This is a genomic window from uncultured Parasphingorhabdus sp. (genome assembly GCF_963677535.2).
Taxonomy (GTDB): Bacteria; Pseudomonadota; Alphaproteobacteria; order Sphingomonadales; family Sphingomonadaceae; genus Parasphingorhabdus.
Genome location: NZ_CAXXUT010000003.1, coordinates 965,706 through 987,133 on the forward strand (window position 1 = coordinate 965,706; position 21,428 = coordinate 987,133).

Annotated in this window: 19 protein-coding genes, 1 tRNA gene and 2 pseudogenes; 11 read left to right on the forward strand and 11 right to left on the reverse strand. The window is 55.1% G+C overall.

All coding sequences use genetic code 11. The annotated features are described in order from the left end of the window. Positions 1 to 684: 684 nt before the first annotated feature. Complete coding sequence (locus tag ACHZCJ_RS11555; RefSeq protein WP_236554021.1) at positions 685 to 2,172, reverse strand: RHS repeat-associated core domain-containing protein; 1,488 nt, start codon at positions 2,170 to 2,172, stop codon at positions 685 to 687. 88 nt (positions 2,173 to 2,260) lie between these two features. Between ACHZCJ_RS11555 and ACHZCJ_RS11560 the strand changes: the two genes are divergently transcribed. After that, a protein-coding gene (locus tag ACHZCJ_RS11560) for an IS3 family transposase (protein ID WP_159646928.1) occupies positions 2,261 to 3,612 on the forward strand; the annotation gives its coding sequence in 2 pieces (ribosomal slippage) (positions 2,261 to 2,597 and positions 2,597 to 3,612; 1,353 coding nt in all). 775 nt (positions 3,613 to 4,387) lie between these two features. Here the strand turns inward: ACHZCJ_RS11560 and ACHZCJ_RS11565 are convergent. The 7 genes and pseudogenes from ACHZCJ_RS11565 to ACHZCJ_RS11595 all read right to left on the reverse strand — a co-directional run bounded on the left by ACHZCJ_RS11565 (position 4,388) and on the right by ACHZCJ_RS11595 (position 10,019). Beyond that, positions 4,388 to 5,772: pseudogene (locus tag ACHZCJ_RS11565) on the reverse strand (IS3 family transposase). Between the two features lie 176 nt (positions 5,773 to 5,948). Then, positions 5,949 to 6,329, reverse strand: coding sequence for a hypothetical protein (locus ACHZCJ_RS11570; protein ID WP_159646930.1), 381 nt, complete (start codon positions 6,327 to 6,329; stop codon positions 5,949 to 5,951). Continuing rightward, positions 6,313 to 6,759 (reverse strand): hypothetical protein, encoded by a 447-nt coding sequence (locus tag ACHZCJ_RS11575; RefSeq protein ID WP_321326562.1) that lies wholly within the window; start codon positions 6,757 to 6,759, stop codon positions 6,313 to 6,315. The genes ACHZCJ_RS11570 and ACHZCJ_RS11575 overlap by 17 nt, the downstream gene beginning before the upstream one ends. A 35-nt stretch (positions 6,760 to 6,794) precedes the next feature. Then, positions 6,795 to 7,148, reverse strand: coding sequence for a hypothetical protein (locus ACHZCJ_RS11580; protein WP_159646934.1), 354 nt, complete (start codon positions 7,146 to 7,148; stop codon positions 6,795 to 6,797). A 9-nt stretch (positions 7,149 to 7,157) separates the two neighbouring features. Beyond that, a complete protein-coding gene (locus tag ACHZCJ_RS11585; RefSeq protein ID WP_236554022.1) occupies positions 7,158 to 8,045 on the reverse strand; it encodes an RHS repeat-associated core domain-containing protein in 888 nt (295 codons plus the stop codon). Between the two features lie 105 nt (positions 8,046 to 8,150). Then, positions 8,151 to 9,535: pseudogene (locus tag ACHZCJ_RS11590) on the reverse strand (IS3 family transposase). A 115-nt stretch (positions 9,536 to 9,650) separates the two neighbouring features. Then, entirely contained in the window at positions 9,651 to 10,019 is a 369-nt protein-coding gene (locus tag ACHZCJ_RS11595; protein WP_268893908.1) for a DDE-type integrase/transposase/recombinase, read from the reverse strand. Positions 10,020 to 10,976: 957 nt separating this feature from the next. Between ACHZCJ_RS11595 and ACHZCJ_RS11600 the strand changes: the two genes are divergently transcribed. From ACHZCJ_RS11600 to ACHZCJ_RS11615, 4 genes are all read left to right on the forward strand, one after another. Further along, positions 10,977 to 11,738, forward strand: a complete 762-nt coding sequence (locus ACHZCJ_RS11600; protein WP_159646938.1) for a hypothetical protein — start codon at positions 10,977 to 10,979, stop codon at positions 11,736 to 11,738. Between the two features lie 438 nt (positions 11,739 to 12,176). Next, entirely contained in the window at positions 12,177 to 12,485 is a 309-nt protein-coding gene (locus ACHZCJ_RS11605) for a DUF3489 domain-containing protein (protein WP_236554023.1), read from the forward strand. Further along, the gene (locus ACHZCJ_RS11610; RefSeq protein ID WP_159646942.1) at positions 12,485 to 12,922 is read left to right on the forward strand and encodes a DUF2924 domain-containing protein; all 438 of its coding nucleotides are present in this window, start codon (positions 12,485 to 12,487) and stop codon (positions 12,920 to 12,922) included. Before ACHZCJ_RS11605 ends, ACHZCJ_RS11610 begins: the two co-directional genes overlap by 1 nt. Continuing rightward, a complete protein-coding gene (locus ACHZCJ_RS11615) occupies positions 12,919 to 14,580 on the forward strand; it encodes a recombinase family protein (protein WP_159646944.1) in 1,662 nt (553 codons plus the stop codon). Before ACHZCJ_RS11610 ends, ACHZCJ_RS11615 begins: the two co-directional genes overlap by 4 nt. A 412-nt stretch (positions 14,581 to 14,992) precedes the next feature. Here the strand turns inward: ACHZCJ_RS11615 and ACHZCJ_RS11620 are convergent. Next, a tRNA-Leu gene (locus tag ACHZCJ_RS11620) sits at positions 14,993 to 15,081 on the reverse strand. Positions 15,082 to 15,269: 188 nt separating this feature from the next. On the opposite strand from ACHZCJ_RS11620, the gene ACHZCJ_RS11625 reads away from it, so the two are divergent. Further along, positions 15,270 to 15,587 carry a hypothetical protein gene (locus ACHZCJ_RS11625; RefSeq protein ID WP_321326573.1) on the forward strand — a complete coding sequence of 106 codons (318 nt, stop codon included), beginning with the start codon at positions 15,270 to 15,272 and terminating at the stop codon, positions 15,585 to 15,587. Between the two features lie 18 nt (positions 15,588 to 15,605). On the opposite strand, the gene ACHZCJ_RS11630 is transcribed toward ACHZCJ_RS11625, so the two are convergent. Next, complete coding sequence (locus ACHZCJ_RS11630; RefSeq protein WP_321326575.1) at positions 15,606 to 16,379, reverse strand: MJ0042-type zinc finger domain-containing protein; 774 nt, start codon at positions 16,377 to 16,379, stop codon at positions 15,606 to 15,608. A gap of 197 nt (positions 16,380 to 16,576) precedes the next feature. Between ACHZCJ_RS11630 and ftsE the strand changes: the two genes are divergently transcribed. The 5 genes from ftsE (at position 16,577) to ACHZCJ_RS11655 (ending at position 20,580) form a co-directional block, all read left to right on the forward strand. Next, the gene (ftsE, locus tag ACHZCJ_RS11635; protein WP_159648045.1) at positions 16,577 to 17,287 is read left to right on the forward strand and encodes a cell division ATP-binding protein FtsE; all 711 of its coding nucleotides are present in this window, start codon (positions 16,577 to 16,579) and stop codon (positions 17,285 to 17,287) included. Between the two features lie 15 nt (positions 17,288 to 17,302). Then, positions 17,303 to 18,199: an ABC transporter permease gene (locus ACHZCJ_RS11640; RefSeq protein WP_159646950.1), complete on the forward strand. Its 897-nt coding sequence runs from the start codon at positions 17,303 to 17,305 to the stop codon at positions 18,197 to 18,199. Between the two features lie 8 nt (positions 18,200 to 18,207). After that, a complete protein-coding gene (locus ACHZCJ_RS11645; RefSeq protein ID WP_159646952.1) occupies positions 18,208 to 18,741 on the forward strand; it encodes a YdcF family protein in 534 nt (177 codons plus the stop codon). Position 18,742: 1 nt separating this feature from the next. Continuing rightward, entirely contained in the window at positions 18,743 to 19,432 is a 690-nt protein-coding gene (locus ACHZCJ_RS11650) for a 1-acyl-sn-glycerol-3-phosphate acyltransferase (protein ID WP_159646954.1), read from the forward strand. 176 nt (positions 19,433 to 19,608) lie between these two features. Then, on the forward strand, positions 19,609 to 20,580 hold the full coding sequence (locus ACHZCJ_RS11655) for a hypothetical protein (protein ID WP_321326579.1): 972 nt from the start codon (positions 19,609 to 19,611) through the stop codon (positions 20,578 to 20,580). Positions 20,581 to 20,779: 199 nt separating this feature from the next. Here the strand turns inward: ACHZCJ_RS11655 and ACHZCJ_RS11660 are convergent, their stop codons facing one another. Then, on the reverse strand, positions 20,780 to 21,379 hold the full coding sequence (locus ACHZCJ_RS11660) for a hypothetical protein (protein WP_321326581.1): 600 nt from the start codon (positions 21,377 to 21,379) through the stop codon (positions 20,780 to 20,782). Positions 21,380 to 21,428 lie beyond the last annotated feature (49 nt).

Here is a 21,428-nt window from a genome sequence, read left to right on the forward strand (position 1 = left end):
CCAGTTAAAGTCATTTGATCATCTCCTTCCTACGTCAGGAATTTACTGAAGATGTCTCGCGAGTCCCTACATATCTACACGCTGGCATCGGATTATTCCGGGGAGATTTAGGCTGTTCCTTTGTGTAGGTACGCGCTCAATCAGACGAATTTGGGGGGGTGTTGCACCTGTCACCGCAATCGCAATATGACCTACGGTCGCACCGTTTAGGGTGTGCGAGACATAGGGACCGCGGCTGATGTTGCGCGCATTGGTTGCTGGCGGTGCTACAATATGGGCCGGATGCCTGTTGGGGACGGAGCCGACGATAGGCGGAACTTCATCCAATGGCCTACTCTACATCGTCCATTTTTCGGGTTAAGTTAGATGTCCCTCGTTCGTAACAGTAGGTGGGCTCACCTCCCACTCCGGGTGGGATCATCACAAAGCTAACGCAGGTTTCGCCATCGAGATGGCTGACTTCAATCTGTTGGCCCGCTAAAGCTTCATCGGCTGATGGAAGACCTTGTTTGTTTGCCCATGCATCAGTTGCGAGCTGGATATATCTTTGATCCTCACTGCTCGGAGATGACAAGTCCCCGTCAACACGAACGGTTTGGCCACCTGTAGAGTCATCACAAGAGACGGCAGCGGCAGCCAAGGCGAGAACCAAAATCGCTTTGCTCAGCACACGGGGGCCTGCGGTTAGGGGACGGCGCATGTCAAATTCCCCGCATTGTCGATCGCTACTACAGGCCGCCCCTGTGCGGTTGCACTACGCTGATCTCCAGCGCTTACAGACGAAGGTGGCGGATTGTTGGGATGGGTATGGAAGAGTGTCCTGCCTCTCCAGCCCCGAGTAGCTCTTGGCAAGTTCCCCAAAATATCCGTGCCCGTGATCCGGCGTGGCTGACCGGAGGTAAAGCGAGAAAGAGGTTTGAAATTTTCGGGTCCGGTTGTCCTTTGCTGAGCAAAAAACCCGTATTCAACACCATCTCTTACAGATAGTGCCAACGCGTTCAGAGCAGCAGCCTGTACACCAGGGTCGTTAGCCGCAGGGACATCCGCACAACTGATATCGACCGTTACACTTTGCGGTGGCGGTGGACTATCGCCTCCACCCCCGTCTCTTCCTCCGTTGCCGCGAAACCCTGGATTGCTGTGACCAGCTCTTCCGCTGACCCCGGATGGTCCACCATCTTGTGTCATTTTCGGCCCGCAAACATTGATGAACCCTTCTTTTACATCACAACCTTTGAAACCAGTAGGGTCCGTAAAATTGACCGGATCCCCGCTGACATAGGCATATAGATTCATGCCATCACCATAACCAATGGGATCAGTCTGAAGGAACCGGCCCAGCGTCGGAGAGTAGATGCGGGCCTTGTAATGATAAAGCCCAAGATCAGACAGATATTGCTGCCCGGTATATTGGAACCGGCCGATATTGGTCGAGGCGGGAATGCCGTGGTCATCATAAGCATTTATGCCAATAACACCGCCTGACCCATTGGTCAAAGCGATCACACTGCCGCGCTCATCCTTGTGCATATAGCGCTTGTTGATTGTACCGGTTCCTTCATACCAGAGAATCGGGTCGTCGCTGCCGTCGCCATGGACATAACGGCGGAGCAAAGTGCCGGAGGCGTTATATTCCGCAATCAGGTCCTGGCCGTCATAGCCCATGCGGGTGGTTGCGCTGCCCGTGGTCTTATGCAGGCGGCCATATGGATCATAGGTCAGCGCGACGCCCCCAGACCCCGTGATCAGACGGTTTTCCACATCATAGGTATAGCTGTTGGTGCCATCCGAGGTGAGATTGCCACGATTATCATAGGTCAGCGACAATGCGCCCGCAGTAGTCAGCTGGTTGAGGCCATTCACATTATACGCCCGATCCACATTATAATGATCCTGCCAGGCATAGGCGTCATTGGAGCGGGTCAGCTCGCTAATCTGACTGGCCGGGTTATACTGGAACGTCGTGGTTAGATCGTTGGCGGTTCCGCTGAGATTGCTGGTCAGCGAAGACAGGCGAGACAGCGGATCATAAGCGTAATTGGTGACCGCACCATTGCCATAGGTCATCGATGTGCGGCGACCATTGGCGTCATAAGCATAGGTGGCGAGCGCCGCGCTGCCATTTTCCTGTATCTCGTAGAGTGAACCGTCATCCTTATAGCTGTAGGTCACATTGTTCCCCGTCAGCACCTATGTCACCAAATTGATGTTGTGAATTAAGGAGTGTTTTGGTTTCATCGTAGTGACGAAGGAACGAAGCATGAAACCAAAACACTCCACCGCAAAAAAGCCCGCAGAGCGGGTGGTTAAAGATATCCGCCGTGCGACCCGCCGGCATTTCTCAGCAGAAGACAAGATACGGATCGTGATCGACGGCCTGCGCGGTGATGACAGCATTGCCGAGCTGTGCCGAAAGGAGGGCATAGCGCAGAGCCTGTATTACACTTGGTCGAAGGAGTTCATGGAAGCCGGCAAACGTCGGCTGGCCGGTGACACGGCCCGTGCTGCAACCAGCGATGAAGTGAAAGACCTGCGGCGGGAGTCGCGTGATCTGAAGGAATGCGTGGCCGACCTGACCCTCGAGAACCGTCTGCTCAAAAAAAGCATGATCGCGGATGGGGACGACGACGCATGAGATATCCGGCATCGGAGAAGCTTGAGATCATCAGGATCGTCGAGCAATCACATCTGTCAGCGCGCAAGACGCTGGATAAGTTGGGGATCCCGCACCGAACCTTTTACCGCTGGTATGATCGGTATCTGGAAGGGGGGCCTGAAGCGCTGGCTGACCGGCCATCGGCTCCAAGCCGGGTGTGGAACCGGATCCCTGCCGAAGTGCATGACCAGATCATCGATCTGGCGCTGGAACGTTCGGAGCTCAGTCCACGCGAACTGGCGGTGACGTTCACCGATGAACAGCGCTACTTCGTGTCAGAAGCCACGGTTTACAGGCTTCTGAAGGCCCACGACCTGATCACCAGCCCCGCCTATGTCGTGATCAAAGCTGCTGATCGATTCCACACACCGACCGTGCGGCCCAACGAGATGTGGCAGACAGATTTTACCTACTTCAAGATCATTGGCTGGGGGTGGATGTATCTATCGACGGTGCTGGACGATTACTCGCGCTACATCATCGCCTGGAAGCTTTGCAGCACCATGCGGGCCGAGGACGTCACCGACACGCTGGACATGGCGCTGGAAGCTTCAGGCTGCGACCAGGCAGCAGTTATGCACAAGCCACGGCTGCTCTCTGACAATGGCCCGAGTTACATTGCGGGTGAACTGGTAGAATATATCGAAGCACAGAAGATGAGCCATGTACGCGGCGCCCCCTTCCATCCGCAAACACAGGGCAAGATCGAACGCTGGCACCAGACTTTGAAGAACCGCATCCTGCTGGAAAACTACTTCCTACCAGGGGACTTGGAAACGCAGGTCGAGGCGTTCGTCGAACATTATAATCACCAGCGCTATCACGAAAGCCTGGGCAACGTTACGCCTGCCGATGCCTACTTCGGCAGAGCACTCGCCATCATCAAAAAACGAGAAAGGATCAAAAAACAAACCATCGAACATCGGCGCTTGCTACACCGCAAGCTTGCCGCTTAATATCAACCAACCAGATGGAACCAATGCTCCGTTAATTTACGCAGCCTTCAGTGCCAAATGTTCTGACGACGGACACAATTCTTGAGCTTTAGGATAGCGGCACCTTACAGCACAGCTAGCGTATCTCCAAACTCAGTCAAATGATTTCGTTCCACATTTTGGACAGGGGTCTATCACCCAAGGGAAGAAAAATATACGCCATTGGCAAATGAGTCCATGCCTGCATCTACGAAGTCGAAAAACCAAAGTGTAAAAATAAATAGATGAAACAATTGACGTCGAAAGCCAAGCATACTCTAAATAGGTGGAAGGATGACGTGCTCCAATACCCGACGCTGTGACTAGTCCAGCCACGAACATGTGTCGGGAATACGCATTTTTATTTTGTGGCCAAAGTTTAAAGCCTAATTTCTTATGCACTCTTGGCCTCCCCCTGCTCCAGCCAAACCACCATTCCCGTGATGGAAGTTGACCGTCGCGCGTCACGAAAAGCGCGGCCGCCAGCCTGCCTTCGCCATCGCGCACGGCAACCCGGCGCATCCCGCGTTTCATGTCGATGGCTTCGAGATGTTCGCCGACAGGGAGCAGTCTGTCCACGTCCATATTGTCTGCGCCCGCCATTTCGGTAAGCCAACCGCCCGCTATCCTTGCACTCGTCCAATACAGAAGGGCTGGCAATGCCGGTCGCTTGCTGCTGACTGTCCGTCGTCAGATAATTTGAGACTGATACCGGTTTAAAATAGGCGAGTATTTGGTTCCATCTGGTTGGTTGATATTAGGCTGCAAGCTTTCGGTGTTGCAAGCGCCTTTGCTCGATTGTTTTTCGTTTGATCCTTTCTCGCTGTTTGATGATGGATTCCGCTCTGCCAAAGTAGGCATCGGCGGGTGTGACGTTTTTCAGGCTCTCGTGATAACGCTGGTGATTATAGTGCTCGACGAACGCCTCGACCTGCGCTTCTAGATCACCGGGCAGATAATAATTTTCGAGCAGGATGCGGTTTTTGAGGGTCTGGTGCCAGCGTTCGATCTTGCCCTGGCTTTGCGGATGGAACGGTGCACCGCGAACGTGGCGCATCTTTTTGTCGGCCAGATAATCCGCAAGTTCGCCCGCAACATAACTTGGCCCGTTGTCGCTGAGCAGGCGCGGTTTGTGCAGCACATGTGCCGATGCACAGCCTGATGCCTCAAGAGCCAGTTCCAGCGTATCGGTGACATCTTCTGCACGCATGGTCGTGCACAGCTTCCAAGCAATGATGTAGCGCGAGTAATCATCAAGGATGGTCGACAGGTAATAATAGCCCCAGCCAATGATCTTCAGGTAGGTAAAGTCCGTCTGCCACAGCTGGTTGGGTGCAGTGGTCTTGTCTTTGAACTCGCTGGCGGCCTTCATCACGATGAAGTTCGGGCTGGTGATCAGATCATGGCGCTTGAGCAGGCGGTAAACACTGGCCTCCGACACGAAGTAGCGCTGTTCATCGGTAAATGTCACCGCCAGCTCTCGCGGGCTCAGCTCGCAGCGTTCCAGCGCCATCTCCAGTATCTGTGCCTGCACCTTGTCGGGGATCCGGTTCCATGCACGCTTGGGGCCGGGACGCAGATCTTCCAGCGCCTCTTCGCCGAACCGCTGATACAGATCATACCAGCGGTAGAAGGTAGGCCGAGCGATGCCCAGCCTGTCCAGCGTCTGCTTGGCAGGTAGATGTGACCGCTCGACGATGCGGATGATCTCCAGCTTTTCGGATGCGGGATACCTCATTCGTCGTCGCCCCCATCCCCGATCATGCTTTTTTTGAGTAGGCGGTTCTCGAGTATCTGTTCGGCGACCACCTCTTTCAGATCGCGGGCTTCCTTACGAAGATCACGGACCTCGTCGCTATTGGCAGCGCGCGATGTATCGCCGGCAAGCCGGCGCTTGTCCTTCGGTTCTCGCCATGCCCCAGGCATGGCTGCGTTGCCTCAGTCCATAAAATCCTTCGACCATTTGTAATATACGCCCTGCGCGATACCCTCACGGCGGCACAGCTCGGCGATGCTATCCTCGCCGCGCAGGCCTTCCAGCACGATCCGTATCTTTTCCTCTGCGCTATACTGCTTGCGCGTGGCTCTGCGGATATCCTTTACCACCCGCTCCGCGGGGGTTTTTGAGTGTTTTGCTTTCATTTTCGTTCCTTACAGTCACTGCAATGAAACCAAAACACTCACTTATTTTATGCAGCCAGTCTGTCTATTGAATGCTGATGGGGGACACTTGCAGCCTAATATCAACCAACCAGATGGAACCAAATACTCGCCTATTTTAAATCGGCATCAGTCTCAAATTATCTGACGACGGACAGTTAGCCGCAGGCACCATATTCTAACTCATGAACGAATGCATCTTGATCGGCAACAATGATATAGCGATCATTATCATCGTCAATTAGTCTGTAAAAATGTTCACTCGCGTTTCTTGGCTTTATGCCATCACCGTCGTTGACAAAGATTAGAGGCAAGACAATCACCAAACCAATTTTCTCTTCGTGAATTTCAACAGGGTAACGCTGTCCGTCGATTAGAACACCATTCTGTCCGATCGTTATTCGAAATTCGCTCTCTGCATAGCAACCAAAAAACTTCTGTGGGTTCAACGGCTGCGGTTCGTCGAAATCTCCACACGAGGAGAGGAGGGCGGCGAAAGAAATGGGCAGCGTGGCCAGAAGTCTACTGCCCGCGAACATGGCAATTCCGGATGAAGGTTTCTCCAGCAGTTGCTGTGGCCGTAGCACCCAGTCGCCTAGAGCTGAGGATCGAGGGAGAATAGCCGAGCGCCCCACCGCTTGAGACCCAATCGCCTGCAGCGTTCTGAGTGGCAGAGTAGCTTCCTCCAACTGGCCCTATAGAGCCTCCGACATCTAAGGTTTCACCATAGCCTACAAAGGCCGCCAGTGATCTAGCTTTGCCATAATCTTGAGTGAATCCCACCCCAAGCCCAACTCCTCCGCCAATAGTGTGATAATCGCCACTAGCACCGGTTTTAGTGTTGCGCCAGATGCCAATGCTACCCGAGAAACCGCCTAAAAATACTAGACTTCCAGTGTTCCCAGTGAATTCAATTTCACCCGGTTGCTGCAAAGCCAGCGCGCATTGATCCTGCTCTTTTTGCGGCATCTCATCTTCCCTTACTTCAGGCCCCGTGTAATTTCTCAACTTCGATTTTCCAGATGGATATCAATATCACGAGCTGTCAAAAAATTCATAAAGCCAGAATCAAAATATATTGAAATAAAGCTCGGGTCATAAATTTCGATTTTGATCCACAGTTTCTCAAAAATTTTTCTATCCGGCAGATCGGCATCATTAATGCTATCCATGATTTTTTTCTTTACGGCAGAAAAGTTATGCTTTCCACGTTTGATCAATTCCATCGAAATTTTTGTCTCCTCATTTTTTAGCTGCTTAACTTTTGCATTTCCTAGTTTAGTCGATCGCACCCAATTTGATTCGCCTTTTGGAATGAGGATTTCCAAACTCGCAGCTAAATTGATGTCAAATTCCATCTTTTTTTCCTAGAAATCGTCAAGATGCCCTTGATTGACCGCCTGCCCTGTCTCAGGATCAGTGGTATATATATTTCCATCGCCATCTACGCCAACCCAGTCGTCAGGTGCAGCTCCAATACCGTCTTTTATATCATGTAGCTTCCCTCGATCTATTTTGCCTTTATCAATTGGTTTGGTTCCAGCAGGTTTGTCTTTCGGAGCTCCTTTGCGCCTTTTATTTCTTTTTTGCTCTGCCGAACTATCACTTTCTTCTGACCCATCATTATTGTTCAGCGATGTGCCTAACAAAAGGTCCGCCGACGCGGCCAACTTGTCAACAAAACTTGCACTAGAATCGTTGCCAATTGCATTCCAGTCCGTCGCAAAATCTTGACCAAACTCTTCCGCCGCAATCTTCAAGGCCTTTTCAAATGACACACCTTTTGAAGTTAATTTCTGTACTCTTAATGAAAATTTATATCCACCAACGACAGCTTTTCCAGCGTTCCCACTCGGATCAATCCGTCCAACCGAATCATTCCCAACATAGGCATAGAGATTAAACTGGTCCTCATAGCCAATAGGATCGGTCTGCAGGAACCTTCCCAGATATGGCGAATAAGCCCGCGCCTTGTAGTGATAGATGCCGATCTCGGGGATCAGGATCTGGCCGGTATACTGGAACCGGCCAAGGTTGGTGGCATTGGGAATGCCATAGGCGTCATAGGCGTTAACCTGCACCACATTGCCGCTCGCGTCGGTGATCGCGGTGATGCTGCCCTGCCAGTTGGCGAACATATGGCGGCGATTGGTCGCGTTCACCGTGCCGCCGTCATACCAGACGAGCGGATCATCGACGCCGCTGCCGTGCATATAGCGGTGCTTTATCGTGCCCAGCTGGTCATATTCCAGCACCAGCGCATCGCCGTCATAGATAAAGCGGGTGTCCGTCGTCAGATAATTTGAGACTGATACCGGTTTAAAATAGGCGAGTATTTGGTTCCATCTGGTTGGTTGATATTAGGCTGCAAGCTTTCGGTGTTGCAAGCGCCTTTGCTCGATTGTTTTTCGTTTGATCCTTTCTCGCTGTTTGATGATGGATTCCGCTCTGCCAAAGTAGGCATCGGCGGGTGTGACGTTTTTCAGGCTCTCGTGATAACGCTGGTGATTATAGTGCTCGACGAACGCCTCGACCTGCGCTTCTAGATCACCGGGCAGATAATAATTTTCGAGCAGGATGCGGTTTTTGAGGGTCTGGTGCCAGCGTTCGATCTTGCCCTGGCTTTGCGGATGGAACGGTGCACCGCGAACGTGGCGCATCTTTTTGTCGGCCAGATAATCCGCAAGTTCGCCCGCAACATAACTTGGCCCGTTGTCGCTGAGCAGGCGCGGTTTGTGCAGCACATGTGCCGATGCACAGCCTGATGCCTCAAGAGCCAGTTCCAGCGTATCGGTGACATCTTCTGCACGCATGGTCGTGCACAGCTTCCAAGCAATGATGTAGCGCGAGTAATCATCAAGGATGGTCGACAGGTAATAATAGCCCCAGCCAATGATCTTCAGGTAGGTAAAGTCCGTCTGCCACAGCTGGTTGGGTGCAGTGGTCTTGTCTTTGAACTCGCTGGCGGCCTTCATCACGATGAAGTTCGGGCTGGTGATCAGATCATGGCGCTTGAGCAGGCGGTAAACACTGGCCTCCGACACGAAGTAGCGCTGTTCATCGGTAAATGTCACCGCCAGCTCTCGCGGGCTCAGCTCGCAGCGTTCCAGCGCCATCTCCAGTATCTGTGCCTGCACCTTGTCGGGGATCCGGTTCCATGCACGCTTGGGGCCGGGACGCAGATCTTCCAGCGCCTCTTCGCCGAACCGCTGATACAGATCATACCAGCGGTAGAAGGTAGGCCGAGCGATGCCCAGCCTGTCCAGCGTCTGCTTGGCAGGTAGATGTGACCGCTCGACGATGCGGATGATCTCCAGCTTTTCGGATGCGGGATACCTCATTCGTCGTCGCCCCCATCCCCGATCATGCTTTTTTTGAGTAGGCGGTTCTCGAGTATCTGTTCGGCGACCACCTCTTTCAGATCGCGGGCTTCCTTACGAAGATCACGGACCTCGTCGCTATTGGCAGCGCGCGATGTATCGCCGGCAAGCCGGCGCTTGTCCTTCGGTTCTCGCCATGCCCCAGGCATGGCTGCGTTGCCTCAGTCCATAAAATCCTTCGACCATTTGTAATATACGCCCTGCGCGATACCCTCACGGCGGCACAGCTCGGCGATGCTATCCTCGCCGCGCAGGCCTTCCAGCACGATCCGTATCTTTTCCTCTGCGCTATACTGCTTGCGCGTGGCTCTGCGGATATCCTTTACCACCCGCTCCGCGGGGGTTTTTGAGTGTTTTGCTTTCATTTTCGTTCCTTACAGTCACTGCACTGAAACCAAAACACTCACTTATTTTATGCAGCCAGTCTGTCTATTGAATGCTGACGGGGGACAGTCGCGATGTTGTATTGAGTCCAAAGATTCATACTGCGGTTGTCGCAACTTTCCAGTCAGCGAAAGCATCTGCTCTGAGTTTTTTTGAACAGGTTTCGGTTAACAAGATGACGTTGGTGGTTGAAGTGATTGTAGGTAGTGGCGTGGACGTTGAGGAAGCGTTGGGCGGAGCCGGGGGATTTAAAACGCTGCATCTTTCGTTCTCGTCTTCGCACTGGCTGATGGGAATTTCTGCCCGATTGTTCGCACGCTTGTTATCGATATGCTGAGCGGTAATTCGCATTTCACGAAATGCAGTGCGATAAGATCGCAGCTTGTCAGTCACGATAAGTATAGGAACTATTTCCTGCTTCTTAAGCAGGCTGCGCATCAGCTTTCTGGCGGCTTTGGAACCCACATGAAACGGCAACGCATGATGGATCTTTGGAGAAATTAAATTGTCGATGGCTAAAGATTAGCATTGGAAACTTAGTGGGTTAACATACTGGCTAATTATCAACCTTTTTGGCGCGGCACGATGGGTCTGGAAATGGGCCGGTTGCCGACAGTCCGCAATTGGTGATCCAGCACGGAAAGCTGACTTTCAGCTTTCGCCCCAGTTGCGGACGTTCGCGTTGTTCCAATTCGACGTCCACTTGGGGCGTAAAAGCAGACTTGAGGCAATGGAAAAGGACCAGATCAGAAAAAGGATGCTGTCAAGTTAGGTTCGTATTGCATTTGCTACACACTTTCTCAGGCCATGGCGTACTTATCCAACCATGCATGAACAAAGATTTACCGCAATTTGGGCATCTTATAACAAAAGAACCTAAGCCCCCTATGATCAACCACAAACCCATTAGCGGAAACATAAATGCAACCGGGTTTAGCCCGAAGTAGCTCGCAACCATTGGGACACCCCACATAATCAATGGCATACTCAGTATTACAATAATGATATGGCGCTTAGCCTTTGAGTAAACAGACACAGCATTACCTTAAATCGCAATCGACCGGTTTGATCTATGCGAAAAGACTTTTAACAACAATCGCCTTCTTTTTTTGTGTCCGCTGTTGGCTCAAAAGCGGGCGTTTATATCGGGCTGTTCGTATGACCGCTAACCACCCACTTCCTGCCGTTCGACCCGATGATATGGAAAGTAAAAGCAACCAGTCAGCAAGCACGCCATTTGCTGTCGTTTAGCGGAGATCATCTGCTGCCTGAAGCCTTCCATTCAATCGGACAGAGTGTAAAGGCTGATACTGGGCCACAAGCGGTATAGCGGCATTTTGATACCGTCAGCAGGCAGCAGACCTTCGCTCTTGTGACCAATCGGTGAATTCGGGCTGCGACCAGTGCGCGGAGTTCAGGTCTTTGGGCGATCATGGAAGAAACCGCAGGCATGGGCTCGAAATTTCGTATATGCATGCTCGTATGCATATTAGTGATCAGCGCCTTCCCGATCAACCGAGCCTCGAAATCCACCCTGACGTTGTGTTGCAACGGCCTCACCTAGCGGCGTTCTTCGGACTGATCGTTGCGACCTGGGCCGATATTGAGGGCAGATTAGATGCGATCTTCCTCCTGTGCGCGAATGACAGAGGCGCACTTGCCGAGATGCAGGCAATCAAGGGCTGGGACGCGCGCAGCAAGTTCTTCATTCGCCACTTGAAGAGCCAGCAGGGAGACGCGCTTGCAATCGAAGTCCGGTCAATATTGCGCTATGTCGCGCTGCCCGCAAACAAGCGGCATGACATCGCGCACGGCATTTGGGCGGTATGTAAAGAATTGCCCGACGATCTGGTCGTTGCCAACTCGGATATTTACACCGGGGCGATGGAAGAGGCGCTACGTGCCGAGGCCGAAGGCGGTCCGAAGCTTGCCCTCAATAAGGACCGCATGCTAGATACCGCGCGCGTGGTCTCTGCTGAGCATCTCAGCCAGTTGCTTGCCGAACTCCGCGAGGCACGAAGTCTCATGCACAATTTCATGATCCAGAAGATGCCGGCTGTGGTGCATGTTCACAACCGCGAAGCCTTGCCCCGCGCAGCCGATCATCCGGACATAGCCGAGCGAATCCGTAACGCCGAGGCGGGCATCAAGAAGCGGGACAAAGGACAGCCTATCGTCGACTGACGCCGCGCTACAGCAGGTTCATTTGTTGCCGTTCGAGTGTGAGCAAATTCTAGACGCTGAATGGCAGCTTTTAGGAACGAGCGTCTGCCTTCGGAATGACGACAATTGGGCGCGAAGCGGACATAATATTGGACCGCAGCGATTGACTGCTATCGGCTCGGTAGCAGAACGGCAGATTTTGTTTCCATCTAATCAGTTCGAATCACCGCAAGTGGCACGGTTGCTGACTGCTGCTTCTTTTTGCAAATATAGCAGGTTCAAATCACCAAAACTGTTTGGTTGTGCCCGTTATTCGACTGGACTTGCGTTCCAAACAGAGCATTGCTGTTCCTGCCGAACGGGATGACCGGATCGGTCAGGTCGCAGCTAAACAAAAGCATATGCGACCTTGGGTCAGTGGAAGCGCCGGATTATTCGGCGCAAAACCGGAGACCCAAAATGAAAAAATCAGTACCCGCTAAAGACAAGGCCGACCAACCAACCAAAGCCGAGATCGTCAGTAAACTCCTCAGTTCGGCAAAGGGTGCCTCGCTCGGTGAGATTGCCCAAGCCACCGGATGGCAGCCCCATAGTTGCCGCGCGTTCCTTACCGGCCTGCGCAGAAAGGGTCACAACATCATCCGCGCTAAACGCAAGGACGATACCAGCTATTATCGGATAGATAAGACATCGGAGCCAGCGGTCACCGATGCTGCGAAAACGCCGGATGTTAACGGGACGGTGTTCCTGAGGCAGGAAGCAGCCTGATGGCGGGGCGGACTATCTCACTAGCTGCTATAGAGACCATGCCGGTTGCCGACCTGCAAACGGCATGGCATCGCCATTGTGGCAGCGCCGCACCCTCCTTATCACCAGATCTGTTGCGACGAGGTCTGTCCTATCGCCTGCAGGAAAAGAAGCTGGGCAGGCTGGACCGGCGGACCGCTGCCTGTCTGGCGAGATATGGAAGCGAGGATATACCCGCCCTACCAAAGCTGGTGACTGGCTCCAAACTCAGCACAGGCACGAAGCTCATCCGCGACTGGCACGGTGTCGGCCATAGCGTGACCGTGCTCGATGACGGTTTTGAATATGATGGTAAGCGATGGAAATCGCTTACTGCCATCGCACGTCATATTACTGGCACAAAATGGTCGGGACCTCGCTTCTTTGGCCTGACGGTCATCAGGGCGGCAGCAACATGACCACAGTGCCCAATCCTGTCCGCTGCGCCATCTACACGCGCAAATCCACAGAGGACGGGCTGGAACAGGAGTTTAACAGTCTGGATGCCCAGCGGGAGGCTTGTGAGGCATATATATTGAGCCAGCGTCACGAGGGCTGGAAACTGGTTCCCGATGCCTATGATGACGGCGGCTATTCTGGCGGGACGATGGAGCGCCCCGGCTTGAAAGCATTGATGCAGGCCGTCGAGGACGGCCTTGTTGACGTGATCGTTGTCTACAAGGTTGATCGCCTAACGCGAAGTCTGGCAGATTTTGCCAAGATCGTCGAGATCCTCGATGAAAAACAGGCAAGCTTCGTTTCGATTACACAAGCGTTCAACACGACGACCAGTATGGGCAGGCTTACGCTCAATGTGTTGTTGTCCTTCGCACAGTTCGAACGCGAGGTAACCGGCGAGCGTATCCGCGACAAGATTGCCGCTTCCAAGAAAAAAGGCATGTGGATGGGAGGGCCGGTTCCGCTCGGATATATTGTCGTGGATCGCAAACTGGTTGCTGAGCCGGAAGAAGCGCGGCGTGTTCGAACCATTATGCGCCGCTATCTTGCGAGCAAGTCGGCTCCCGCCTTACTGGCCCAGCTTGAAAGCGAAGGCATTTTGACCAAGGTACAGCAGCGTGTGAGTGGGCCACACAGAGGCGGTATCCCGTTTCGGCGAGGCAGTCTGTTCCATCTGCTCAAAAATCCCGTCTATCGCGGTAAGATCGTGCACAAGGGTCAAATCTATGATGGCGAGCATCAGGCAATCGTCGATGCTGAGCTTTGGGACGCGGTTCAAGTCAAGCTCGCCAGCGCAGCCCCGCCCCGGAAAAGGCCAAGCAATGATCCCCAGCAGGCAGTGTTAAGGGGTCTGCTTTCCGACGAACAAGGCAGGCCGATGGTTCCAACTTATGCCACCAAGGGCGCGCGCCGGTATCGCTACTATGAGACCCGCCGCGATCTTACCGGACCAGACAAAGCAGAATCCACACGATATGCCATGGTGCATCTGGAAAGACATGTGGCTGAGCACATTAAGGCATTGCTTAGCGACCAGCATGCACTGCGCCGCATCGCCTGTTTGACAGATGGTGGATCCTTGAAGAGAATGTTCGCCCAAGCTCAGTTGCACGGACAAGAAATGGCAGCCGACTTGGGCTCGACCGTTCAAAAGCTGGTCCGCAAGATCAGCTTTGCTGTTGATCGGATGATCATTGAACTCGACCCAAATCAGTTCGGGATCGACGAACCACTTACCTCCAGTTGGCAATATGAAATACCGCGACCAGCAAAGAAACCGTTTCGGGAAGCCAAGTTGAGGATCGACAGCAATGACGACCGCCCCAAAAACATCGACCCAAAGCTGATGGGACTTCTTGCCGATGCGATGTCAGCACAGAAACTGGTGCTCGCATCATCCGATGTACCGCTTCAAAGAATCGCAACGCGCGAGGGACGCTGCCGCAAGCAACTGACCCAGCTTGTCAAACTCAGCTGGCTCAGCCCGCGCATCGTCGAAGCCATTGTGGAGGGCAGCCAGCCATCCCTGCTCAGCCGGAAGCGAATTATGGAGATTGAGCTACCGCTCGCCTGGAGTGAGCAGGAACAGTTGCTTGGGGTTGGCTCGCTCACGAAATAACGTCCACATCCTCGGATCCATTGCCACCCGCCCATTGAGGCGGGTTTTTTGACGGTGGAGACTTTGGGTAATTTTGACCGAGATTGTCCTGCTCAACGCTGGTCTCCCGCCACAATCGATAACGATCCATCCGCCAATACCGCCGCAAATGCGGGGTTATGGCCCAGACTCCTGCAATCTGTCGATTTTGGATGATATTCAAAGACTGTCTGGTGCTCTCGAGAAGACTCGAAAATGACAAGAAAACCGCAACAAGTGTCATTTCATGATCAGCTTGGCTAATTGAATGACAAATTCGGCAAATCGGTAGGGATCTCCGGCGAATTCTGGGAAAGTCGGCGATACCGCGCAAAGAGGGAACACGCTAAGCTGCATGATAAAATATCGTTCTTTATCAAGCACTTATACTGTCTGGTGCGGTCGAGAAGACTCGAACTTCCACGGGGTATTAACCCCACAGCGACCTCAACGCTGCGCGTCTACCAATTCCGCCACGACCGCACTGTCTCTAGCTTGGGACAGCTATGTCCCGGGTAGGCGCGTGCCCTTAGCAAAGGGGTTTCCCAGCCGCAACAGATATTCGTCGCCATCTCGCCTATTCGTTAACGGCCAGACCGGAATTGTCCCGCAAAAGCACAGGAAACGGCTTTGCCCTTGCCGGACGGGTGAAATGAGGGTCGGGGGCGGCCATGAACCTTCTATTGACCTTGTTCCCTGCGGGGCTGATCGGCTTTATTCGGTGCATGGAAAGCCTGATGCTCCTGCTGCTGCTTGCAGCGCCACCTGACCGTTCCCCGGCACAGCCCGGTTCCGGTCCGACGCGCGTACAGGCGGTCGCCAGCGTGCAGATATTGCGCGCCGACGTGATCGATTTCGATACGGCGGTCGATCGGCGCGGCGTGCAGCACTTGGGCGCAGATGATATATTCCGTCTGCCCCCGACCCGGTCGGCCGGCACGGTTAAAAGCGACGATGGCCGGGTAGTCAGCCTGCAGGAGTTTCACTGAACCGATTTCGGCAGGCGATCATTCGCGGTTTTGATCCGCCCAGCCGACTTCCAGCTGGCTTGCGGCGCGCGGCACGTCCAGCTTGGCTTCGTTGAAATTGATCTTGGCACCCGGTGCGAGCGATGCGGCCGGTGCCTTCATTTTCCAGCTATAGACGATCCGTCCGCCGGCATCGCGCAGGATCACCAGCATCGGCGGGATCGCCTCCTCACTGGTCGTCGGATTGATAATCGTCCCGCTGGCAGCAAAATATTCGGTCCCGTCGGGCAAGGTCCGGCGATCCTGTTTCTCGCTCAGTTCGATGAGCAGCGGGGTTTCTTCGGTCGAGGCAAATTCATAGTCGGAGACCCACCGGGGCGGCCCGAAATAATATAGCGCCGCGCCCGATGCTATTACCAGGATGGTAAAGGCGACGGCGGCCAAGGTCCACAATTTCGCCGGATTGCGGCGCGGTTTGAACGGCGGTTCATGGGCAAAGCTGCTATCCCCCGCGCCATAACCCTGGCTGGCGGAAATGGGAGGCGGTGATGCCGATCGCGTAATCGGAGAGACGGGCGGACTGGGTTCCCAATCCTGCTCAACCGCGGCTTCAGTATCGGTTGCCGGTGCTGACGGCGCGGCAGGTGCCGCAGCGGCCGGTTCCTTTTCCCGGACTGGAATCTCTTCCGGAATGGCCGGCTCCTGAAACCAGCTATGACGGCAGGACGCGCAGCGTACCGAGCGCCCATTGGGTCCAATGGCGCTGTCTGGCACAAGGTAACGGGTTTTACAGGCCGGGCAGTTCAAGATCATGACACCCCTCTAAACACGGCATCACGATAAACTGCAAGTGGCTGCTTGACCGTTTTGAGACCGAAGCAGGTTTTTCCGCGTTTTCCTGCCGATTCGATCGTTGCCGGTTGACAGCGGAGTTGATTTGGAGGCTGTTAAAGGCTTATTGGTCGGCCGACCGGGCAATATTTCGCCGCGATATGGGAATGTAGAGCATGTTGGACGAAATTGTTCGATTTGAAAATGTCGGCCTGCGCTATGGTGCGGGTGCGGAAACTCTTGCCGATCTCAATTTTACCCTGTTTCCGGGCAGTTTCTATTTTCTCACCGGCGCGTCCGGCGCCGGAAAGACGTCATTGCTGAAACTTCTCTATCTCTCGCAACGTCCCAGCCGCGGCGTGATCCGGCTTTTCGGCGAAGATGCGGTGACCATGCCGCGCGAGCGGCTGCCGGGCTTTCGCCGCCGTATCGGTGTGGTCTTTCAGGATTTTCGTCTGGTTCCGCATCTTTCCGCCTTCGACAATATCGCGCTTCCCTTGCGGGTAGCCGGAGTGCGCGAGAAAGATCTCGAGGTTCCTGTCGCGGAGATGCTCGAATGGGTCGGTCTCGGGGACCGGGCTTCGGCCCGGCCGGCGACCCTCTCGGGTGGCGAACAGCAGCGCGTGGCGATCGCCCGCGCGGTGATCGGCAGGCCGGAGATACTGGTGGCGGACGAACCCACCGGCAACGTCGATCCCGAAATGGCGATCCGCCTGCTGCAATTGTTCGAGGCACTGAATACGCTGGGCACGACGATCGTCGTGGCTACCCATGATATCCATCTGCTCAGCAAGATCCCGGGCGCGCAGATGATGCGGCTGGAAAAAGGCATGCTTGCCGATCCGACCGGATCGCTGCGCCATCCGCCACGCCCCAAAGACCAGCTGTAACGGGGCGCCGGACCGATGTTCAAATTTTTCGCGATTCCCGGCCATGACCGCCGCCTGATACCCGAGGGCAGACTGTCCGGTCCGATGCCATGGGTGATTGCGATCATGATCTTTCTCACCGTTCTGGCCGCCGCGGCCGGGCTGGCGATGACCCGGGCGATCGGTGATGTATCGGACGAACTGTCCAGTCGGGCGACGGTGCAGATTGTCGAAGCCAATCCGGAAGTGCGCAGCCGGCAGGCCACCGCCGCCGCCGAACGGTTGCGGGCCTTGCCGCTTATCGACGAGGTCCGGCTGCTGCCGCCCGAAGAGATAGAAGCGCTGATCGAGCCTTGGCTGGGGACCCGGGATCTGGCCGACGATATTCCGCTTCCTGCGTTGATCGACCTGAAACTGGTCCGGGTTGCAACGGACGCAGAATATCGGTCCTTGCGCGAAGCGCTGCTGGAGATTGCACCCGGCGCCCGGGTCGAACCGAGCAGCGGCTATATCGCGCCGGTCATTTCCTTGGTGCGTTCCTTGCAGTGGATTGCTTTTGGTCTGGTTTGCCTGCTTGCCCTGGCGACGGGAGCGGCGGTCATCATCTCGGCGCGATCGGCGCTCAACACCCACGGCGAGACCATCGCGGTCGTGCATCTGCTGGGTGGTACCGATCAGCAGATCAGCCGGTTGTTCCAGCGGCGGATCGCGCTGGACGCCTTGCTTGGCGGCCTGATTGGACTGGTTGGTGGCGCCGCGATCATCTGGCTGATCAGCATCCAGCTGACCGCTCTCGGCTCCGGACTGGTGGAATCGGTCGGCCTTGACTGGTGGAGCTGGTTGATAATTGCCAGCATTCCGATATTGGGTATGTTCCTTGCCATGATAACCGCCAGATTGACGGTTTTAGGCGCCCTGAAAAAGATATTATAGTCACCCGGATGATCTTGCGCCTTTTCTCTTTCCTGATCCTGCTCTGGATCATCGGCTTCGCCTGGTTTGCCATCGATCTGCCGCGTCCAGCGGATGATGATGCCCATACCGGTTCGGTTGTCGTGCTAACCGGCGGTGCCGGACGTATCGATCGCGCGCTGGACATCCTGGAAGCCAGAAGCGCCGGGAGATTGCTGATCTCCGGTGTTGACCGGGATGTGAAACCGGCGGAACTCGCCGCCGAATATGACCGGCCGGATGACCTGTTCGATTGCTGCATCGATCTCGGTTTCCAGGCGGTCGACACGCGTTCCAACGCGCTGGAAATAGCCCGCTGGGCGGCCCGGCGGGGTGACAAGTCGGTGCGCCTGGTGACCTCCGACTGGCATATGCGCCGGGCCCGGCTGGAACTGGAACGAGCGATGCCGGCTGATGTCCGGATCCTTTCCGATGCCGTCCAGACGCGCCCTTCGCTCGGCACCTTGTTTACCGAGTATAATAAATATCTGATGCGCCGGCTCGCTGCTCTGGCGGGGGTCTGAGATGCTGTCCGTCATCCGTTCGCTGATCTTCATGGCCGTTTTCTACATCGGTTCGGTTCCAATCATCATCGCCACCTTTCTCGGCGCCTTTTTCTGGCCCAAGACCATCTATTATATGGCGCAATATTGGAGCCGCTATCACTATCTCTGCGCCCGGCTGATCCTCGGTATCCGGGTCGAGGTACGCGGCGAGATCCGCGACGAGCCGCTACTTTATGTCTTCAAACATGAAAGCATGTTCGAAACCATCGATTTGCTGCGTCTGTTCGACAAGCCGGTGGTGATCGCCAAGAAGGAGCTGCTGGTCATTCCCCTGTGGGGCTGGATCGCCACTAGGCACGGATTGCTCGGCATTGATCGCGATGGTGGTGGCGCGGCGATGCGGCAGATCATCAAGCAGGCCAAGAAAGCCGTTGCAGAAGGCCGCCCGATCGTCATTTTTGCCGAAGGCAGCCGCGCCCATCATGGCGAACGGCCGGAACTGCAGACCGGTTTCGCCGGTATCTACAAACTGCTGGGCATCCCGCTGGTGCCGGTGGCGCTGAACAGCGGTATCGTCTCGCCCCGCGACACATTTGTGCAGAAAAGCGGTGTCATCACCTATGAAGTGCAGCCGGAAATAGAACCGGGCCTCGACCGCGACGAGATTCGCGACCGGGTGCATACGGCGATCAATATGCTGAACGATTGAGCGCAGCCGGCCTGTCGGAGGATTGCTCCATCTCTGCCGTCGGATGCGGCGTCTAAGGAAGATTACGGGGTTATCTGCCGGTGATAGCGGGGTAGGGCATTCAGCCATGATGGGGAATATACGTGCGTCCCGGAATTCTTCCCCCCGTTCCGCAAATTATTACCGGAGAAGATGATTTGGCCAAGCAAGAAACCCCCACCGTCCGCGAAGCGGTTGGTGTCTTTCAATCCGAACGCGCGCTGCAGGCTGCGGTGGACGATTTGCTCTCGCACGGTTTCGACCGTTCGGAACTCAGTTTGCTTGCCCCGCTTTCGTCGGTGCAAAAGGAACTGGGGCACGGCTACACTTCGGTGAAGGAGCTGGAAGATGATGCGGCCGTACCCACCACCGCCTATATTTCTACGGATGCGATCGGCGATGCGGAGGGCGGTGTCTTTGGCGGGTTCATTTATGTCGGCGCGCTGGCGACGCTTACTGCTGTGGTGGCGTCGGGCGGTGCCATCGGTGCAGCGATCATAGCCGCTGCGGCCGGCGGTATCGGAGGCGGGGCGATCGGCGCTGTTCTGGCGAAGCTTATCGGCGAGCATCACGCCGATTATGTCGAAGATCAGCTCGAACGCGGCGGACTGCTGCTGTGGGTCCGGACCTGGAATGCGGCCGATGAAAAGCATGCAGTAGAAATTCTCGCGAATCATAGCGGCTTGGATGTGCACGTTCATGACCTCCCCAAGCATCATGCAGTCTTGGAGGACCGCTACAATGGCGATGCCGTCGCGGGCGAGCTGCAGGCCTATCGCGGCGTGCCTTATTCCTATCTCCCGGACGGGGAATATTATATCGCCGGCGAAGTTCTGCCCACGGAACAGGACGTCAAGGCGAAGATAGACCGGAACCTTGATCTCGAAACATTGCGGTCGAGAGCGAAAACGCAGGGCTGGGATATCGAAGCGCTGCTGGGCAATCCCGCCAGCATATTCCAGACGCCGGCCGATCTGCTGGCAACAGAGCTTCCGGACTGCAACAAGAGAGATATTCTCAAACGCTGGGCCTATGGCGAAAAACAGCTCGAAATCGCATCGGATGACGGCATGAAGCCGGCGAGCGGTGACCGGCTTCAGGAAATCAACCTCGCACTGGAGCAGCTGTAAGCCGCTCGCACCCTCGGGAGTATATCCGGTACCAGCCTTCAGATAATTATACCGCCGGATGAAGGCGCGTCTGCGTCTGCCGGAAAAGATTGGGCCCCGGCTCCTGGATAGGGGAGCCTGGGCCACTCAACATCGGGCATCTGCAAAGCTGCAACGGGGAGGGAGGCGTTCGCCTGTACTGCTATGGATGTCCGGTTGACTATACGGCCTTTTTAAAGGCCTTCTGAGCCTCATCCAGCGCCTTGTCAAAGGCCGTGCGAGATGTCGTTAAGGCCTCGCGTACCGCGGCCCATGATGCACTGCCAGCCTTGTTCAGTTCTTTCAGTTTTTCGTTCGCCCTGTCCGCGCTTTCCTCGAGTTTCGCGACCGCAGCGTCCACTTCCTCCCGGCTGGAAACCTGCAATGTCTTTGCCGCTGCCCTGACGCGTTCCACTGTCTTTTCCCAAGCGTCCTTCAGCGCCGCGATCCGCACCTGGAAATAGGCCTTGTCCTGCTCATACATACCGGCAGCGGCGTCAAAATAGGCCATGATATTGTCTTCGAACGCAGCCCATTCGGCTTCCATCTCCTTGCGAGCCTCGTCCGTGATCCGGTCGCCGATTTCCTGATTCTCCGCAACCCAGGCCCGGTAGGCCTCACGGTTGGCCTTCATCCTGGCAATAGCGGCATCCGCCTTGGTGCGGGCTTCGGACTGCACTTCCTGAGCTCTGGCCTCAAAATGCGCGACGGATGCATCAATCTCGTCGAGACGGTTCTTGGCCCGTTCGATATAGCTGTGCAGATGGCTTTGATCGGTCATTTCATTCTCCTTGGGGGTTGGGCTTGCAAGTCAGTCTCTCGTCGATCCG

Excerpts from the sequence above, each read along its gene's own strand:
- ACHZCJ_RS11605 (WP_236554023.1), top strand. The coding sequence starts at position 12,177 with ATGAAAAAATCAGTACCCGCTAAAGACAAGGCCGACCAACCAACCAAA.
- ACHZCJ_RS11580 (WP_159646934.1), bottom strand. The coding sequence starts at position 7,148 with ATGGAATTTGACATCAATTTAGCTGCGAGTTTGGAAATCCTCATTCCA.
- ACHZCJ_RS11570 (WP_159646930.1), bottom strand. The coding sequence starts at position 6,329 with ATGTTCGCGGGCAGTAGACTTCTGGCCACGCTGCCCATTTCTTTCGCC.
- ACHZCJ_RS11640 (WP_159646950.1), top strand. The coding sequence starts at position 17,303 with ATGTTCAAATTTTTCGCGATTCCCGGCCATGACCGCCGCCTGATACCC.
- ACHZCJ_RS11630 (WP_321326575.1), bottom strand. The coding sequence starts at position 16,379 with ATGATCTTGAACTGCCCGGCCTGTAAAACCCGTTACCTTGTGCCAGAC.
- ACHZCJ_RS11645 (WP_159646952.1), top strand. The coding sequence starts at position 18,208 with ATGATCTTGCGCCTTTTCTCTTTCCTGATCCTGCTCTGGATCATCGGC.
- ACHZCJ_RS11575 (WP_321326562.1), bottom strand. The coding sequence starts at position 6,759 with ATGCCGCAAAAAGAGCAGGATCAATGCGCGCTGGCTTTGCAGCAACCG.
- ACHZCJ_RS11615 (WP_159646944.1), top strand. The coding sequence starts at position 12,919 with ATGACCACAGTGCCCAATCCTGTCCGCTGCGCCATCTACACGCGCAAA.
- ACHZCJ_RS11610 (WP_159646942.1), top strand. The coding sequence starts at position 12,485 with ATGGCGGGGCGGACTATCTCACTAGCTGCTATAGAGACCATGCCGGTT.
- ACHZCJ_RS11650 (WP_159646954.1), top strand. The coding sequence starts at position 18,743 with ATGCTGTCCGTCATCCGTTCGCTGATCTTCATGGCCGTTTTCTACATC.
- ACHZCJ_RS11625 (WP_321326573.1), top strand. The coding sequence starts at position 15,270 with ATGAACCTTCTATTGACCTTGTTCCCTGCGGGGCTGATCGGCTTTATT.
- ACHZCJ_RS11660 (WP_321326581.1), bottom strand. The coding sequence starts at position 21,379 with ATGACCGATCAAAGCCATCTGCACAGCTATATCGAACGGGCCAAGAAC.